Genomic DNA, 16401 nt, shown 5'->3' with positions numbered 1-16401 from the left:
CCGGAGACCGAGGGCTGCACGCCGCTGCTGTCCGGAACGTAGACCCGGCGCGCAGCGGAAACTCATCGATGGTGTTGAGCATCCGCGTCGGGCGTTCCTGAGTACGCGTACTCAGGGCACGGCGATCATCGGCGGCGAGAGTGGAGACAGACCGAACGACAGGAGACGATCGTGCCCATGTCCCGCAGGGTCAGCGGACCCACCACCGCGTTCCGCCCCGGCAGGTTCCGGGCCGCCGGTGCTGCTCTCGTCGGCGCGGCCGCGGTCGTGGCACTCACCGGATGCTCTCTCGGATACCAGGAGAACACCTGTGGCAGCGGCGAGTACCCCGTCCTGACCGTGAACGGCACCGGTTCGGCGTGTGTGACCGACGGCGAAAAGCCCCCGGCGGGATACACGCGGTATCCGGAGGGCAAGGTGCCGCAGCAGGTCGACGACAAGTGGGACGTCTACTGGCGCACCCACACCCTCGACAAGGACGGCAACATCATCGACGCACCGGCCGCGTAGCGACCAGCCGGCCCGGCCCGTACGCCGGTTGGCCACTTCGGGCATCACGGTCGTCCGCTAGCCTCATGCCCGTGGACGCGTTCTTACCGTTCCTGATCTTGGTCGGCGGCCTTGCCGCGGTCATGGGTTCCTTCGCCTGGCTGGCCTGGCGCATTCGCCGCCGGGGCCTCGCAGGTGCCGCCATGAGCGCAGCCCTGGCCTCCTTCGAAGAGGCGTACCGGATCACTGCCCACGAGTCCTACGTCGAGATCCGAGCGCAAGCAGAGCGCAAGGCGCCGCTCCTGTCGCCGGACGGCCACTGGAGGCGAGGCGCCGGCGAAGCCGGTCAGGCCGGCACGGAGGATCGCCGTCCCCATCGCCCACGTCCTCGCCGCTCACGACGAGGGCTGCTCCGCCGGCTCGCTCGGCTGAGGCCCGGCCGCTGAGCCGGACCGGCGATGTCCATCATCGTCGGACTGGCCGAGCCGCTCGGCCGGAGGCTACCGGTGCTGCTCCGTGTAGTGCCCGCGCAGCAGATCGGCGCCCCAGTCGTGGCGGACGTGCCGCCAGACGGAGTGGGCGTGGTTGCCGTCGTCCTGGGTGTTGTCGTACTCGATGAGGAAGTCCGGGGCCCGGACACAGTAGTAGTGCCGGTCCCCGGGAACGAGACCGCCGGCCCAGGCGAAGGCGAGCTCGTCCAGTCCTCGCGCCACGGCATCGGACCAGCAGTCCTGCGCGTACGCGGCGGGCGCGCGGTCGAGGTAGCGGCGCACCAGGCGCTCCAGCAGCCGCTGCTGACCGGGCGTCATGTCCCCGTACGGCAGCCCGGCCGGCAGCAGGTCCGGATCGGCGAACGGGTCGGCGCGGGTCAGGATGTCGTCCGGCGGCGCGCCGGCGAAGACCGCCTTCCCCCGTCGGCCGGCGTCCAGGTCCGTGACCAGCTCCCGGGCCAGGTCCTCCTCCGGCCCCAGCAGCCGGCGGCCGGCCTGCGGACCGTCCGCGATCCGCGCCGGCTCCGATCCGATGAAGTGCGGCGTCACCCGCATCCCGGCCGCCGTGATCAGTATGTGCACGGCGAGGTGGTGACCGTTCATCCGCCAGCCCCAGGGTCCGTCGCCGTCCGGGTCGCCCAGCAGCCGCACCCAGTAGCGGTCGGCACCCGTGGCGCCGACCACGGCGCGGCGGTGCCGCTCCACCTCGATCGCGCCGCGCGCCAGCTCCGCTCCGGGTGCGCTGTGTGCCGTGGCCAGCAGCGCGTCGACAGCCTCGCGCTGCTCGCCGCCGAGGCCCTCGGTGCACAGCCCGGGGCGCGGGCCCGGCAGATACGTCCATTCCCGCAGTTCGGGCGCGTCCAGCCGGGCGGGCCCCGCACGCAGCTCGCGCACCTGCTCCGGCTCCAGCACGGACACCAACGCGCGCACGGCCTCCCGCATCTCCACGACCGTCGCCTTCAACTGATCTCCGCCCACCGTTCCTCTTCCCGTAGGCGCCCGATCCGGCGCCCCCTGTGAGCCATGGTGCGCCATGTGACTTCAGCGCTCGCCATGTTGTGCCGTCACACCCGTCCGTATGAACCCCCCAAAGAGACTCGCAACCCAAAATCGAACAGGCGTAGCATTGCCGCGTGGCTACGACCTATGACTTTCCGAGTGACCTCCGCGCCGGTCAGGAGGAGCTGCATCAGGTCCGGGCCGAGCTGTCGGCCCTGCTGAAGCGGCTGCCCTGGTCGGTCGAGCCCCTGGACGGCTTCAGTGACACGGGCGGCTGGCGCAAGGTGGAGCGCCCCGCGTCCCCCGGCTGGACGGCCGACGAACAGGCCGAGGTGGAGAAGCTCCGACAGCGCGAACACGAGCTCGCGGTGTTCGTCAGCGGCCACCGCTTCTGGGCCGAGGTCGCGGCAGCGGAGCGCGTGGACGCCCGTATGGAGCTGAAGCACGCCCACGAGATCCCGGAGGAGGCCGAGACGCCCTGAACGGGCATGCGCCCCCGAGACACAACAAGAAGACCCCGGCCGGGATCGGCCGGGGCCTTCTCCTGGTGTGGGCGTTGGCACTCGATTACGCATGTTCACAGAGGGAGTTGGGCTTCCGCAGTGCCCTCATTTCGTACTTGGCGCCACTGTCCAGTGGTTGGGTCCGTGGGCCCTGCCAGATCTTGGGTTCAGGACGCTGTTGTGCGGCTGCGCTGCGACTGCCGAAGGACGGGTCACCCGAGCTCCGTTCGTGGTCGAACGGCCCACTGGCCGACACCCACAATGTGGCGCACATACGGACGGGCACCTGTCGAGAACCTTGCTTCCGTGGTCAGCGCGGGCTGCGGCAGGGGAAGACCGGAGCGTCATTCGAGGATCCCCAGCGCATAGTTCCGCTCAGTCGGTGTCCATGCCGAACTCTGCGCCCAGGCTGTAGAACACGCAGGCAGCCCCCGTCGCCTGCCGGTTCGTCACGTTCGGGTGAATTTCCCGAACCGGGGCAACTACACAAGTACTTCACGAGTCGTACACCCGCAATCCATGAATCACCTTCAGGGGGCACGACATGAGCCAGCAACACCCGCAGCAGCCGAATCAGCCGTACCCGCCCCAACAGCCGGGCTACGGCTACCCGCCCCCGCCGCAACCGCCGAAGAAGCGCGGCTTCGCGAAGATCGCCGGACTCGGTTGCGCAGGCGTCCTCGCCCTCATCGTCATCGCGGCCGTCGCCACCAGCGGTGGAGGCGACGACTCCAACGACACCAGCAGCAAGGACAGAGCCGTCACCGCCGACGGCAACGCCAAGGACGACACGGCCAAGGACGACGCGACCGAGGGCGAGGCGAAGGAGGAGCCGGCCAAGGAGACCACGACCCAGGCCGAGGACTTCCAGGCCTGCGCCGCAAAGTCCGGCACGGACACGGAGAAGGCCGCGGTCAAGCACGTCACGAAGGTGACCGGCGCGGACAAGCGCAACGACATTCTCGACGCGCCCGAGGTCTTCACCGACTTCACCGGCGGTCTGGTCGGCCCGCACGCAGGCGAGGGCAAGCTGATCGCCTCCGCCTTCACGTCCTGCTACGAGTCCGACAACGGCCTCGTGACCGTGTACGACAAGAACGGCGAGATCCTCGCCAACGCCAACTACTGATCCCCGACACCGTGGCCCTGCCCGCCCGTGACGGCAGGGCCACGGCCCATCAGTGGACTCTTTGTGGACTTCGATCACGGAAACGGCCCCTCGGAGATCACTCCGAGGGGCCGCAAGTCTGGCTGAGCCAGGCCTTACCTATCGGTGGGCGCGGACGGTTTCGAACCGCCGACATCCTGCTTGTAAGGCAGGCGCTCTACCACTGAGCTACGCACCCGGGACAAGGCGACAGCCTACATTGTCCAGGGCCCTGTCCCGCAAACCGGTATCTCGGCTCGGACAGGAGGTCAGCCCCATTCCTGGAGACTGAGCGGGAGTGCGTCCTGCTGCCAGCACGCATGCTCAGCCGCGTGCCCCGTGCGGTGTTGGGCACGCTGGTCCCCCGCATACGCTCCGCAGTCGGCGCCGGCGGATCGCGTCCGTGGTCCGGGAATGCGGGGGCGGGTTCCCTCACGCCCAGAGGCGCCCGGCCTGGCCTGGACCGTCCGATGCCCACGACGATCACTCCGGTCGTCGTGGGGCGGTGCCGTCCGTCGCCGGATCGGGTATCCCTGGGCGCGCCGTCCGATCGCCACCGCTGCCGCGTCATGGCGAGTGGTCTTGCGGTTCTTCGAGGTGAGGGGCTTCTGCCAGTGCTGTGCGCCCCATCGGGAGGTATAGGCCGGGTCCACGGCGATGATCACGACACCGGTCTGGTCGGCCATCGAGGTCAGCCGGGCACGAAGCCTGTCTGTGGGCATGCCGGAGATCAGCTGCCGGAAGCGCTTCTTGCGTCCGTGCTTCTCCCGGGTCTTCTCCGCACCGAAGTCGAGATCCTCGACCGCGATCGCTGTGACGCCGCAGACCTTCGCCCAGTTCAGCAGCCGCGTGAGAGCGTGCCGGACCTGGGCGTCGCGATGCTCGCGGGTGCCGGTCAAGTCGTAGAAGAAGCGGCGCGGGGTGCCGGTCGGGTTTCCGTGGACGTCCAGACGCCAGGCGGCGAGGTGGTCGGCGTTGGTGTCGACACCGATCACGCCGTGCGCGAGCGCGGCTTCGAGGGGGATCGTCTGCGTCGGCTGGTACTGCCAGGAGGCGGTGAGGTACCAGCGGCCGCGTGCCACGTCCAGGTGGATACGGTAGGCGACCGCCCGGTTCGCCTCGATGCGGTCGGCCCACTCCGGCCCTCTGTGCCAGAACGTAACCCGCGCGGCGAGGACATAGCGGCCGTGCTTGGCGTTCGCTAGGTCTGCCAGCGGCGCCGGCAACTTGATGCTCACCTCGCCGTCGGAGCTGACGCGGATGGTCTCGTTGCCGTATCGCTTGCCGACTCGCCGTCTGCCCGCAGGAGCCGGCGTTCGGCTTCCCAGCGACGGCGCCACTGGTCCTCGGTGAGCTGGGCGGCCTCAAGGTGGTGACGCGTGCGGGCAAGGCGCTTGCCGCCGCGCACCACGTGCACGATTCCAGCCTCGCGGTCAGCGCGCTCGTGCTCCAGTCGTCTTGGAGGACGTGCAGGCGGCGGGTCTTGGCGTGCCACTCCTGACGGGAGCAGTAGCCACCCGGCGCCTTCTTGTTGCCCTCCTCGCCCACGGGGCGCGACAGCCGCCGCGTGATCGTCTTGATGCCCGCTTCGAGGCTCTGGATGTGCGCGAGCTGCCCACGCCGGGCGAGCGCCCACTGATCATGGGTGGCCTTGGTGATGCTGCCTGCCCACCGCGACGACGACACCGCCGTCAGCTCCCGCTTCCGCACCGCCCACGTGTCTGCGGAGTGCTCCAGACCATCCGCGCAACGGGCCTTGAGATCCTTCGAGGCGAGCGAGCCCAGATGCGCGCCGACCAGCTCAAGGACCTTCTCGTCCTGCGGGGTCAGGCGCCCCAGGCGGGTGCGGACCGCCACACCACTCGGGCCGGTCGCGACGAACGGCTCGGCCATTGCCCGCAGCTCGCCCACCCCGTCACCCCCTGCCCGCCCCGAAGATCCCGTCACCCCACCAACGAGCACCACCCGCAAAGGTCACACATTCGACGAAAGAACACCCGGGCGAGCCAAAGAGGCCCCTACCTCACGGGGATCCTGGGGTTAACCCCCGGACAGATCCGGGAGCGGCCCGGATCCCCGGGTGGGTTCGTGCTCCGTACGGTCGAAGGGTCGTAACAGAGTCCTTGTACTCCGACTCAGGGGGAGACCGTCATGGCCCGTACCGTTCCTGTCCGCGCGGCAGCCGTCACCGGCGTCGTGGCGCTTCTCGTCGCGGGCGCCACCGCCTGCGGTGCCTCCGCCGGGGACGACAAGGATCCCGACCGCCGGTCCTTCGACCTGAAGGGCAGCACGCTCACCATCGACTCCGACGACTCGGCGCTGGAGATCGTCGCCGCGGACGACAACCCGGAGGGCCGGATCGAGGTCACCCGGTGGTTTCAGGGCTCCGTCGCCTTCGGCAGCGATCCCAAGGTGACCTGGTCCATGGAGGACGACCGGCTGAAGCTGCGGATGAAGTGCTCCGGCGTGGTCGCCGACTGTGCGTCCGAGCACCGTATCGAGGTACCGCGCGGGATCACGGTCAAGGTCGAGGAGGGCGACGGCAGCGTACGCGCGCGTGGCTTCGAGGACGCGCTGAGTATTCGTACGGGCGACGGCTCGGTCCGGGTCAGCGACAGCAGCGGACCGCTGGACCTGCGCACCGGCGACGGATCCATCCGCGCGGACGTCACCTCGCAGCGGGTGCGCGCCCGGACCGGCGACGGCTCGGTCCACCTCGAACTGGGCGCCGTACCGGACCTGGTGGAGTCCCGTACGGGAGACGGCTCCGTCACGATGGTGCTGCCGCGGGCGACGTACCAGGTGAAGACCGAGACGGGCGACGGCGGGGTCGATGTGTCGGTGCCCCGGGACGAGTCCAGCGCGCATGTCGTGTCCGCGCAGACCGGCGACGGGAAAGTCACGGTCCGCAGCGCGAACTAACCGGCCCGTGTGTTCGTCCTTAACCGGTGGGAGAATGACACGGGGACACCGGGCAAGGCGGACCACGGCACGGGAGAGGGATGTGACGGCGACACCATCGCAGCCGTATTCACCGGTGGTGCCGTGCGCACAACCTGTTCGCCGTCCCCGAGCCGAGCGCTCCGCGGGAAGTGCAGAGATCGGCCGTCGCTCGTCTACAGGCCCGCAGCCGACTTCACCAGCGCGGCTCAGGCCCTCCGCGCTGCGTGACGCACTCACTCTCGTGAGCCTGCCCCTCCTCGCGGCGCTGGCGCTGCCCGCCGCCTTCGCGGGCGGCGGCACCCGGCGCTGGTTCGGCGGACGCTCCGAGAACCAGCGGGCGGAGGCGCAGGCCGCGAAGGACGCCGCGGCCGCCGCGTTCTACGAACTGGACACCGCCCAGCGCGATCTGCGGATCTCGATAGAGACGATCACCGCGGTCGACGACTCCACCGCCGCCCAGCGTGCGGTGGGCGACTTCGACGCGCTCGGCCGGCGCATCGACGAGGCCAGCCACCAGTACATCAACGCCGTCGACGCCCACGACCTCGACCGCGACGACCTGGAGGCCTCGGTGGCGGCACGCGCGCGTGCCGAGCTGACCGCCGCCAAGGACGAGTTGGGCCGGGTCAAGCAGGACCTGGACCGGTTCGCGGACGGGCTCGGCCCGCTGCTCGGCAAGGCCGAGACCCAGCTCGCCCGGCTCGCCCCCGCGGTCGAGCGGGCCCGGCAGGGACTGCTCGCCGCGTCCAATGCGCTGGATGCGGTACGGGAATCAGGGCTGAAGGCGGACGACCTCGCCGCCCGTCTCGCCGCCCTCGGCTCGGACCTGACGAAGCTCAACCAGGGCGCCGGGCAGCACGGCGTCCCCCAGACGCTGGAGCGCGCCGAGCGGGTCGCCCGCGAGGCCGAAACGATCAAGGTGGAGTCCGAGCGGCTCCCCGAGCGGGCGGCCGAGATCGACCACCGGCTGGTCTCGCTGCGCACCCGCGCACAGGCGCTGACCACCCGGTCCGGTCAGGTGAACCCGGTGCTGAGCGAGTTGCGGCGGCGCTTCGTGGCGGCCTGCTGGCAGGACCTCCAGCAGGTGCCCGCGGAGGCCACCGAGAACGTACGGCAGGCCGAGCTGAAGCTGAAGGAAGCGCAGACCGCGCGGGACGAACAGCGCTGGCCGGACGCGACCGCCCTGCTGTCGACGGTGCGGGCGCTGCTGAACACCACCGATGAGTCCGTCTCCGCCGCCGGCGACCGGCTGCGGCGGCTGAACGCCGTGCAGAAGGACCCCCAGCAGGAGATCGACCGCACCCGTTTCGCCATCCGCGACGCCCAGCGGCTCGCCATGGCCGGCCGCAACACCCCCGATCCGCGTCACGCCCGCCCGCTGGACGACTCGGTGGCCCGGCTGGAGCGCGCGATCACCACGCTGGAGGGCCGGCACCCCGACTACTGGCACTTCCTGACGGAGACGGAGGCGGTGCGGCAGACGGTGGCTCGGGTGGTGGCGCAGATCCGGGAGGAGCGGGGTGCGGGGCACTGACGCCCTGGGACACTCCGGGGCCGCCGGTTAACCTGTGCGCATGCCTCGCTACGAGTACCGCTGCCGCACCTGCGGAGACACGTTCGAACTGAGCCGCCCGATGGCCGACTCCTCCGCCCCGGCCGACTGTCCCTCGGGCCACGACGACACAGTGAAGCTGCTGTCGACGGTGGCGGTGGGAGGTACGGCGGCATCACCGGCCTCCGCGCCCCAAGCGGGCGGCGGGTGCTGCGGCGGGGGTTGCTGCGGCTGACGCGATGCGCTCCGCGGGAATAGCCGCGATGGGCCGTCGATCGGCTGCGGCGCCGTCGTGGCTGGTCGCGCAGTTCCCCGCGCCCCTTCGGGGCGCTGCCGGCTTCGTCAGAGCCGCTCAGCCGTTACTTCGGCCCCCGCACCGCCCCCAGGAACTCCCGCAGGATCCGCTCCCCCGCCAGCACCCCGCGCTCCGGCAGCGCGGTGATCGCCGGCGCCGACCAGCCGCTGTCGGCCAGTTCGCCGTGTCCCGGCCGCCAGCCCTGGTCGGCCGCGAGGAGCAGGTCGGCGTCGAGCAGGGAGTCGCCGGCCGCGAGGGTCAGATCGGCGCCCGTGCGGCGGGCCAGCTCCCGCATCGCCGCGCTCTTGGTCAGCGGTTTCGGGACGGCGTAGATCTTGCGGCCCTGGAGCGACACCGTCCAGCCGCGGTTCTCCGCCCAGACCGCCAGCTCCTTCACCCAATCCTCGGGGAGCAGCTCACGCTCCACGACCAGGTACGCGAAGAGATCCTCGGCGATCCGGTGCTTGCGCACCCACAGCGGATCGGCCGTCTCCATCAGGTGCTCCCGCACCTCCGCCAGCGATGCGCACTCGTCCGCCAGACGAGCCGTGACCTGCGCGTACCAGTCCGGGTCGGAGACCCCGTCCACCAGCAGATGCCCGCCGTTCGCGCAGATCGCGTACCTCGGCGCCGGGCCCGGCAGGTTGATGCGCTCGTACTGCTTCCGGGTCCGGGTGGTCGTCGGCACAAACACGGCCGCGTCGCCCAGTTCCGTCAGCAGCCCGGCCGCCGTCTCCGTCATGTACGACAGCGGCTTGCTCTCATGCACCTCGACGCAGAGCAGCCGGGGCGCCCGCGGGTCCGGCATGGTCAGGGCGAGGGCTCCCGTGGAGTAGATCAGCGTGCGGTCGAGGTCGCTCGCGACAAGCACCGGCATCAGACCGTCACCGCCCTGCCGTCGGCGCCCGTCGCACCGCGCGTGTACTTGGGGTGGATCAACCCCACGCAGGTGTACGGGAGTTCGGCGACCTCTTCCACCGGGACACCTCTCTGTTCGGCCAGCAGGCGTACGTGGTCGAGGTCGGCGCCCGCCCCGGCCCGCGCCAGGATCTTCCACGGCACCCGGCGCAGCAGCACGCGGGTGGTCTCGCCGACGCCGGGCTTGACGAGGTTCACGTCGTGGATGCCGTACTCCTCGCTGATCCGCTCGACCGCCGCCCAGCCTTCCCAGGTCGGTGAACGGTCGGCCGACAGCAGCTCCTTGGCGAGCGCGTCCACCGAGTCCGCCGCCTCCGGGAAGCGCGCGGCCACCGCGTCCAGGAAGTCCACCGACACATCCGCACCGGCGAGTTCGCGGTAGAACTTCGCTCCGTGGTAGTCGTGCTGCCCGACCAGGTCGGCGCGCAGCACCGTACGTGAAATCAGGCCCGACACCGTCGAGTTGAGGCAGGCGGAGGGGATGAGGAAGTCCTCGCGGGTGCCGTACGTCCGCACGCACGAGCCCGGGTCGGCCAGCACCGCGATCTCCGGGTTGAAGCCGGACACTCCGTCGGACTCCTCGAACTCCCGCAGGGCGTCGGCGAGTTCGCGGGTGATGGCGCCCTTGCCTGTCCAGCCGTCGACGAACACGACGTCGGCGGGGTCGTGGTGGGCGGCCAGCCAGCGCAGCGCGTTGGCGTCGATGCCCCGGCCGCGCACGATCGACACCGCGTAGTGCGGCAGGTCGAGGCCGTGCCGGTGCTGGGCCCAGCGGCGCATCAGGACACCGACGGGCGTACCCGCGCGGGCCAGTGAGACGAGCACCGGCTGCGGCGACCGGTCGGCCAGCACGAGTTCCGTCACCGCGCCGACCGCCTGCGCGATCCGCGCCGCGGACACCTCCAGCGCCGCGAGGAACAGCTCCTGGTACTGCTCGCTCGGCTGGTACTCCACCGGCAGCGACTCCGCGTAGTGCGCACCGCCGCTCTGGATCGCCTCCTCGCGCTCCTCCGTCGGCGCCTCCAGCGTCACGTCCGAGAGGTCCTGGAGCAGCCAGCCGACCTCCTCGGGCGCGTACGAGGAGAAGGCGGGGCCGCGAAGGGGCTCGGGCAGCATGGCTGGCCTTTCGGGTACGAGCAGCGGCTCGGGGACGTACGACGGTACGACCGCGAGCAGGACGTGCGGGGTGTGCTCGGCGAGCCGGGCCAACAGGCCGTCGGGCGCGTGCAGTTCGGGGGTGTCGGCGGTGGAGTCGACCACCGCGATCACGGCGTCGAAACCGGCGCCGGCCACGTTGTAGGCGTAGCGCTCGCCGGGGCCGTCGGCCGGGGCGTCGTGGGCGGGGAAGACCAGGCGGGTGCGGATCGCGTAGCCGGGGTCGTCGACCGCGAGGACGGGTGAACGGGTGGTGGTGGAGTAGCGGACCTCGGTGTCCGCGATCTGCTCCAGCTCACGGGCCAGCCTGAGCGGGGCGTACATCAGCTCCTCGAAGCCGAGGATGTGCACGCGGTGTGCGTTTGCGGGCAGCGCCTCGGCGAGTCTTGCCGCCATCGCGGGGAGGGCGCCCTCCAGCCGTATTCGGTGCTGCGGGGTGAAGCCGTGGCGGGCGCCGTCGGGGAGGCCGTGGGGCCAGTGCAGGTCCACACGTGTGACTCGGTCGTGGTGTGTCTGCGGGCCGGTGGGGGCTGGTCGCGCAGTTCCCCGCGCCCCTGGGTGGGTGGTCCGACCGTCTGCTTCAAGGCCTGCGGCCCCTGCAACGCCCTTAAGGGGCGCGGGGAACTGCGCGACCAGCCCCGACGATGCCGCAGACGACGACGCACCCCCCGCGGCACTCTCCGCCTCGTACCGCGCCACCAACTCCTGCCCCTTCTCCAGCACCCCCTCGGGCAGCCGTACGGTCCCGGAGGCGGCCGCCACCAGGTCCACCCTCGCGCCTATCTCCCTCGCGAAGTCCTCCAGCCGCCCCGCATCGGCCGCCGACCGCATGTCGACCAGGGCGACCACGACGTACCGGCCGCGCGGATAGCGTTCGTGCAGGTCACGGATCGTGTTCAGCACCGTGTTCCCCGTCGAGAACTCGTCGTCGACCAGCACCAGCGGACCGTCACCGACGAGCAGCTCCGGGTCCTCCGGCAGCAACAAATGAGACGTGGCGTGGGAGTGGGACTCCTCGAAGCCGCCGGCGAGGGCGATGCCGGGGACCGGGCGGCGGGTGGAGTGCAGGTAGGGGGCGAGGGCCAGGCCGTCGGCGACGGAGTGCCCGAGGCCGGTGGCGGTCTCGGCGTACCCGAGGACCACCGCGGCACGGGCCTCGTCGTCGCCGAGCAGCTCGCGGACCCGGCGGCCGAGCGCGAAGCCGGAGCCGTACACCACGGAGGGTGACTGCGGTACGTGCTTGCCGAGCACGTTGGAGACCAGCAGATGCGCCCGTTTGGGGTTGCGGCGCAGCGCGAGACCCAGCAGACCGGTCAGCCCGTCGTCGCCGACGAGTTCGATGCCGAGCCGCTCGGCGACCCAGCTGCCGGTCCACACCTGGTCCGGCCCCCCGTTGTTCACTGCCTTGTTCATGCGTCCCTTGGTGTTCAGCGGGATCCGGCCCGGTTCAGCCGGGGATCCCGGCGGCGAGCAGCTCGACGAAGCCGATGTCCTCGTTCGCCACACCGAAGACCTCGGCGCGCAGCATGGTCCTCTCGGCCCATGCGCGATGCGGCTTCACTTCATTCATTTTGTTCGTGTACGCCGACCTGAGCACCCCCCCGCCGCCCCGCTCGGGCCGGAGGATGTCCTGTGCGTCACTGAACTCCTCATGGCTGACCACGGAGAGTGCGTGCACGGGCAGCACGTGCGAGGGGTGGATGCAGGTCTTGCCGAGCAGGCCGTTGGCCTGGTCGAGGGTGATCTCGCGCAGGAGTCCGTCCATGGAGTGCTCGAGCAGCGCCTCGCGCAGTTCCTCGGCCTGTCCCTCCAGGAAGGGGCTGCGGCGCAGCTGGGGCTTGAACATGCGTTCCTGTACGCGGAAGTACTCCCACACCGGCCCGGTCACCGTGAACCCGGTGCCGTCGGCCCGCCCCAGCATGTTCACCACGTCGGCGATCACGGAGGCGACGATCTGGACGTCGTACGCCGTCATGTCGGGGGCTCTGCGCAGGCCGTACGACGAGCAGAAGTCGGTCACACCGAGGCGCAGCGCGAGCACGCGGTCGCGGTACTTGTCGACCGCGCGGAAGATGCCCTCAAGGGTCTCCACCCGCGACTCGCGGTACAGCAGCTCCGGCGATTCGAGCACCGGCATGGCGAACAGGCGCCGGCCGCTGGCACCCGAGGCGCTGTCCAGCGCCTCCAGGAAGGGGATGCCGCGCTCCTCGTTGAACTTCGGCATCACGAATCCGGACAGCAGCCGGGCGGCGGGGCCGAGGCGTCGTACCAGGTCGGGGATCTGCTCGGGGGTGCGGACCCGGATGAAGAGCAGGGGCAGATCCGCGCCGGCACGGCCGGCCAGGTCCGTGAACTGCCGTACGAGGTTCTCCTCGGCGTCCGGGACCTCCGCGTCGTCGATCGAGTCCTCCAGGCACAGCACCATCGAGACCACGCCGCGCCCGGTCTGCTTGACGATGTCGTCCGCGAGCCGCGGCCGGGTGGCCGGGCTGTAGAGGGTGGCGCCCAGGGCCGCGGAGAGCAGCCGGGCCGAGGAGTCGGCGGTGAACTCGCACGGCTCCTGATGGAAGAGGCGCTGCCGGACCTCCGGGGCGATGTGCCCGAAATGATGCATAGGGAATCCCCCGTTACGGCTGAGCAACCTGTGGATTGTGAAAGGTGGCCGGTAATAGTACGTAGAGGCCCATGTCATAGGTTCCCGCCGGGCATGAATTTCAGGTAACGCGGGCTGACACAGCCGGTAGGGAATCAGGTACCCCCGCATTGTCGTGACCAGGACCGAGAGGGCAGGATGACCGCATGACGCGCGCGATGTTGAAGGGGTCGAACGTCCCACTCGAAGCCACCACGGTACGTGCCGTGGTGCGCTGGGCGCCCGGGCAGGGGGTCCCCGATGTCGACGCCTCGGCGCTGCTCCTCGGCCCCGACGGACGTGTGCGTTCCGACGAGGATTTTGTCTTCTACAACCAGCCCCGGCACCCCTCCGGAAAGGTCTGGCGGCTCGGCAAGAAGCGGGGTGCCGAGGGCCTGACCGACACGATCCAGACAGATCTCTCCGGTGTCGAGGCCGACGTCAGCCAGATTCTTCTGGTCGCATCGGCCGAAGGGGTCACCTTCAACCGCATACGGGGGCTGCGCATCGCGCTGTACGACGCCGCCGTCGCCGACGGTGAGCCGCTGGCCCACTTCGACATCAAGCCCGAGACCGGCGAGGAGACCGCGATGATCTGCGGTGAGCTGTACCGGCGCGGGGAGGGATGGAAGTTCCGGGCGCTGGGCGAGGGCTACGAGGAGGGGCTGAAGGGGCTGGCCTCGGACTACGGCATCTTGGTGGACGAGTCGGAGGCGGCGGAAGAAGCGGCGGCGGCATCCGCCGCGGCGACCCTCCAGGCCTCCGCCGTGGCTTCGGCGCAGCCGTTGCCTCCGGAGCAGCCGACCGCGGTGCCTGCGCAGCCTGCGTACGGCTATCCGCCGGAGCAGCAGCCGGCTGCCGCCGCAACTCAGCCGGCCTACGGCTATCCCCACCCGACCAGTCAGCCTGCGTACGGGTACCCGCAGCCGATGACGGCGATGCCGGACAGCGACTTCCGACTGCCACCGCAGGGGCCGCAGTTCATCGGGCGGTAGCTTCCTGCCGCTGGCGTTGAGGCTGGGCGGGGGGCGTCGCGCAGCCCGGCGCTTACGGGGTGCCGCCTGCGCCCACCCGTGCCGCCCTAGGCGGCACGAATGCCCGCAGCTGGGGCGGGAGGGGCTGCCCGCAACTGGGCGGGGCACCCGCAGCCGGGCGACGGCAGGCGCCCCGATAGGGGCGCGGGGAACTGCGCGATCAGCCACGACGGGCCCGCGGCCGCGCATACACCTGAAGCCCCGAGCTCATAGGCGCACCGGCCAAGAACCCACCGTCAGCGTTCCGCCTTGGTCTTGTAGCCGCGCCCCCACTGCAATCCCCACCCGTACAACCGATCCAACTCCGCCTGGAAGCCATACACGAACTTCACCTCACGGCGGACGATCATCTCCCCCTTGACGTTCTCCAGCATGACGACCGCGCACGAGCGGGCCTGCGGGTGGCGTTCGTCGAGGCCTATCTCGATCCGCGGGCCGTTGCTGGGGTAGAGGGTGACGATGGCATGGGTACGGTCGAAGGCCGGCGTCTGGTCGTAGATGTAGACGAAGACCAGGATGCGTTTGATGGCCTCGCGATGGTCGAGGTTGACGTAGATCGTCTCGCCGGACGCCGAACCGAACCGGTCGTCACCGCTGAGCTTGACGTACGGCGCGGCGTTCACGTCGCCGAAGAAGCCGCCGAGCGGCTGGACGACGCCCTTGGTGCCGTCCATGAGCTCATACAGGCAGCCCAGGTCGAGGTCGACGTTGACCATGCTCTGACTGTGGCCCATCACCTCCGGCGGCTTGAGTGCCTTGAAGGGGTGCCGCAGCAGGCTCTCCCGCTGCGAGCCGGAGATGTCGGAGGTCCGCATCCGCCAGTTCAGATTGATCCGCAGATGACCGGTGGCCGCGTCCTGCTTGGTCAGTGAGACCTGACTGTGCCGCTTGGTCAGCACGATCGAGTTGCTCGAGGCGCTGCCCGAGTCGAACCGGGCCTCGCGCCGGCCGCGCCAGAGCAGTCCGTCCAACCAGTCCATTCCCGCCCCCACCTTCACATCACAGTACGGCGGGGCGGCACCGAGGAGTCGTCCTCGACACCGCCCCGCACAGAGCGTTCCTCACCCGCAGGGGTGTCACACCCCGGACGAGACCTCAGTCTTCTCGTCCGAGCCCGCGGCTTTTCCCTCGGCCGCCGCGATGGCGCGGTTGCGACGGACGGAGGACCAGAAGGACCAGCCGATCAGGACGACGCCGACGAGGCCGGTGATGACCTCGTTGATCTCGTACCGGATGGTGATCAGCAGGATCGCGGCGAGGGCCCCGATGGCGTAGTGGGCGCCGTGCTCCAGGTAGACGTAGTCGTCGAGGGTGCCCTGGCGGACCAGGTAGACCGTGAGCGACCGGACGTACATGGCGCCGATACCGAGGCCGAGGGCCATCAGGACGATGTCGTTGGTGATGGCGAAGGCGCCGATGACGCCGTCGAAGGAGAAGGACGCGTCCAGGACCTCGAGGTAGAGGAACATGAAGAACGCGGCCCTGCCGACCATGACGATCGCCGGGCGCTGCTTGCCCTTGCGTGCGGCCTCTTCCTCCTCCTCGTGCTCGCGTTCCTCCTCTTCCTCGAGTTTGTCCTCGAAGTAGCCGGAGAGACCGCCGACGATCATGTACGTGATCAGACCGGCGACACCGGCGAGCAGTACCGTCTCCGCCTTGTCCGCATGCCCGGCGTGCAGATGGGCCTGGGTTGCCAAGGTCATGGCGGAGACCATCAGGACGATCAGCGCGATACAGACCGACAGCATGTCGATCTTGCCGAGCTTGGCCAGCGGCCGCTCGAGCCAACCGAGCCACTTGATGTCGCGGTCCTCGAAGATGAAGTCGAGGAAGATCATCAGCAGGAACATGCCACCGAAGGCCGCGATCGACGGGTGGGCGTCGGTGACGAGCTGCTCGTACCGGTCCTTGTCGTTCAGCGCGAGGTCGACGGCCTCGATCGGACCCATGCTGGCGCTGACGGCGACGATGACGACGGGAAAGATCAGCCGCATACCGAAGACGGCGATCAGCACGCCGATCGTGAGGAAGATCTTCTGCCAGAAAGGCGACATCTTCTTCAGGATTCCGGCGTTGACCACTGCGTTGTCGAAGGACAGCGAGATCTCAAGGATGGAGAGGATCGCCACGATACCGAAGCCGGTCCACCCCCCGTAGAAGACCGCCGCGACGAGGCCGAGCGCGGTGACCGCGAACGACCAGCCGAAGGTTTTCAGAACCACTGGCTACCCAATCCCTTGTGT

General features: G+C 70.0%; 14 protein-coding genes, 1 tRNA gene and 1 pseudogene. 8 read left to right on the top strand and 8 right to left on the bottom strand.

Annotation, left to right across the window (positions count from 1 at the left end; translation table 11 throughout):
- The first annotated feature begins 177 nt into the window (after positions 1–177).
- Positions 178–510 (top strand): SCO0607 family lipoprotein, encoded by a 333-nt coding sequence (locus KCH87_RS15890; protein ID WP_247196297.1) that lies wholly within the window; start codon positions 178–180, stop codon positions 508–510.
- A gap of 71 nt (positions 511–581) precedes the next feature.
- Complete coding sequence (locus KCH87_RS49060; RefSeq protein ID WP_308298839.1) at positions 582–935, top strand: hypothetical protein; 354 nt, start codon at positions 582–584, stop codon at positions 933–935.
- Positions 936–989: 54 nt separating this feature from the next.
- On the opposite strand, the gene KCH87_RS15880 is transcribed toward KCH87_RS49060, so the two are convergent.
- Positions 990–1958: a DUF3500 domain-containing protein gene (locus KCH87_RS15880; RefSeq protein WP_308298838.1), complete on the bottom strand. Its 969-nt coding sequence runs from the start codon at positions 1956–1958 to the stop codon at positions 990–992.
- Between the two features lie 155 nt (positions 1959–2113).
- On the opposite strand from KCH87_RS15880, the gene KCH87_RS15875 reads away from it, so the two are divergent.
- Positions 2114–2461, top strand: coding sequence for a hypothetical protein (locus KCH87_RS15875; RefSeq protein ID WP_210586734.1), 348 nt, complete (start codon positions 2114–2116; stop codon positions 2459–2461).
- A gap of 565 nt (positions 2462–3026) precedes the next feature.
- Positions 3027–3611 carry a hypothetical protein gene (locus KCH87_RS15870; protein ID WP_210586733.1) on the top strand — a complete coding sequence of 195 codons (585 nt, stop codon included), beginning with the start codon at positions 3027–3029 and terminating at the stop codon, positions 3609–3611.
- A 145-nt stretch (positions 3612–3756) separates the two neighbouring features.
- Here the strand turns inward: KCH87_RS15870 and KCH87_RS15865 are convergent.
- Both KCH87_RS15865 and KCH87_RS15860 read right to left on the bottom strand, forming a co-directional pair.
- Positions 3757–3828, bottom strand: a tRNA-Val gene (locus tag KCH87_RS15865).
- A gap of 70 nt (positions 3829–3898) precedes the next feature.
- A pseudogene (locus KCH87_RS15860) lies at positions 3899–5540 on the bottom strand (IS200/IS605 family accessory protein TnpB-related protein).
- A gap of 240 nt (positions 5541–5780) precedes the next feature.
- Between KCH87_RS15860 and KCH87_RS15855 the strand changes: the two are divergent.
- The 3 genes from KCH87_RS15855 (at position 5781) to KCH87_RS15845 (ending at position 8359) form a co-directional block, all read left to right on the top strand.
- Positions 5781–6551 carry a DUF4097 family beta strand repeat-containing protein gene (locus tag KCH87_RS15855; RefSeq protein ID WP_210586732.1) on the top strand — a complete coding sequence of 257 codons (771 nt, stop codon included), beginning with the start codon at positions 5781–5783 and terminating at the stop codon, positions 6549–6551.
- A gap of 82 nt (positions 6552–6633) precedes the next feature.
- Positions 6634–8106, top strand: coding sequence for a hypothetical protein (locus KCH87_RS15850; protein ID WP_210586731.1), 1473 nt, complete (start codon positions 6634–6636; stop codon positions 8104–8106).
- 40 nt (positions 8107–8146) lie between these two features.
- A complete protein-coding gene (locus KCH87_RS15845; RefSeq protein WP_210586730.1) occupies positions 8147–8359 on the top strand; it encodes a zinc ribbon domain-containing protein in 213 nt (70 codons plus the stop codon).
- A 124-nt stretch (positions 8360–8483) separates the two neighbouring features.
- Here the strand turns inward: KCH87_RS15845 and KCH87_RS15840 are convergent, their stop codons facing one another.
- The 3 genes from KCH87_RS15840 to KCH87_RS15830 are packed head-to-tail and all read right to left on the bottom strand — an operon-like array spanning position 8484 to position 13106.
- Complete coding sequence (locus KCH87_RS15840) at positions 8484–9296, bottom strand: HAD family hydrolase (RefSeq protein WP_210586729.1); 813 nt, start codon at positions 9294–9296, stop codon at positions 8484–8486.
- Entirely contained in the window at positions 9296–11905 is a 2610-nt protein-coding gene (locus KCH87_RS15835) for a phosphoribosyltransferase (protein WP_210586728.1), read from the bottom strand. Before KCH87_RS15835 ends, KCH87_RS15840 begins: the two co-directional genes overlap by 1 nt.
- Before the next feature lie 34 nt (positions 11906–11939).
- Positions 11940–13106, bottom strand: a complete 1167-nt coding sequence (locus KCH87_RS15830) for an HpcH/HpaI aldolase/citrate lyase family protein (RefSeq protein WP_210586727.1) — start codon at positions 13104–13106, stop codon at positions 11940–11942.
- A 185-nt stretch (positions 13107–13291) separates the two neighbouring features.
- Between KCH87_RS15830 and KCH87_RS15825 the strand changes: the two genes are divergently transcribed.
- Positions 13292–14119 carry a TerD family protein gene (locus KCH87_RS15825; protein WP_210586726.1) on the top strand — a complete coding sequence of 276 codons (828 nt, stop codon included), beginning with the start codon at positions 13292–13294 and terminating at the stop codon, positions 14117–14119.
- Between the two features lie 275 nt (positions 14120–14394).
- Here KCH87_RS15825 and KCH87_RS15820 read toward each other — a convergent pair whose 3' ends face one another.
- Positions 14395–15138 carry a Tellurium resistance gene (locus KCH87_RS15820; RefSeq protein WP_210586725.1) on the bottom strand — a complete coding sequence of 248 codons (744 nt, stop codon included), beginning with the start codon at positions 15136–15138 and terminating at the stop codon, positions 14395–14397.
- A 96-nt stretch (positions 15139–15234) separates the two neighbouring features.
- Positions 15235–16380, bottom strand: a complete 1146-nt coding sequence (locus tag KCH87_RS15815; protein ID WP_210586724.1) for a DUF475 domain-containing protein — start codon at positions 16378–16380, stop codon at positions 15235–15237.
- Positions 16381–16401 lie beyond the last annotated feature (21 nt).

The sequence above is a fragment of the Streptomyces sp. GESEQ-35 genome, assembly GCF_017948485.1.
Lineage (GTDB): Bacteria > Actinomycetota > Actinomycetes > Streptomycetales > Streptomycetaceae > Streptomyces.
The sequence above is the reverse complement of the archived record's forward strand: the minus strand, read 5'-3'. Positions and strand labels throughout refer to the sequence as shown.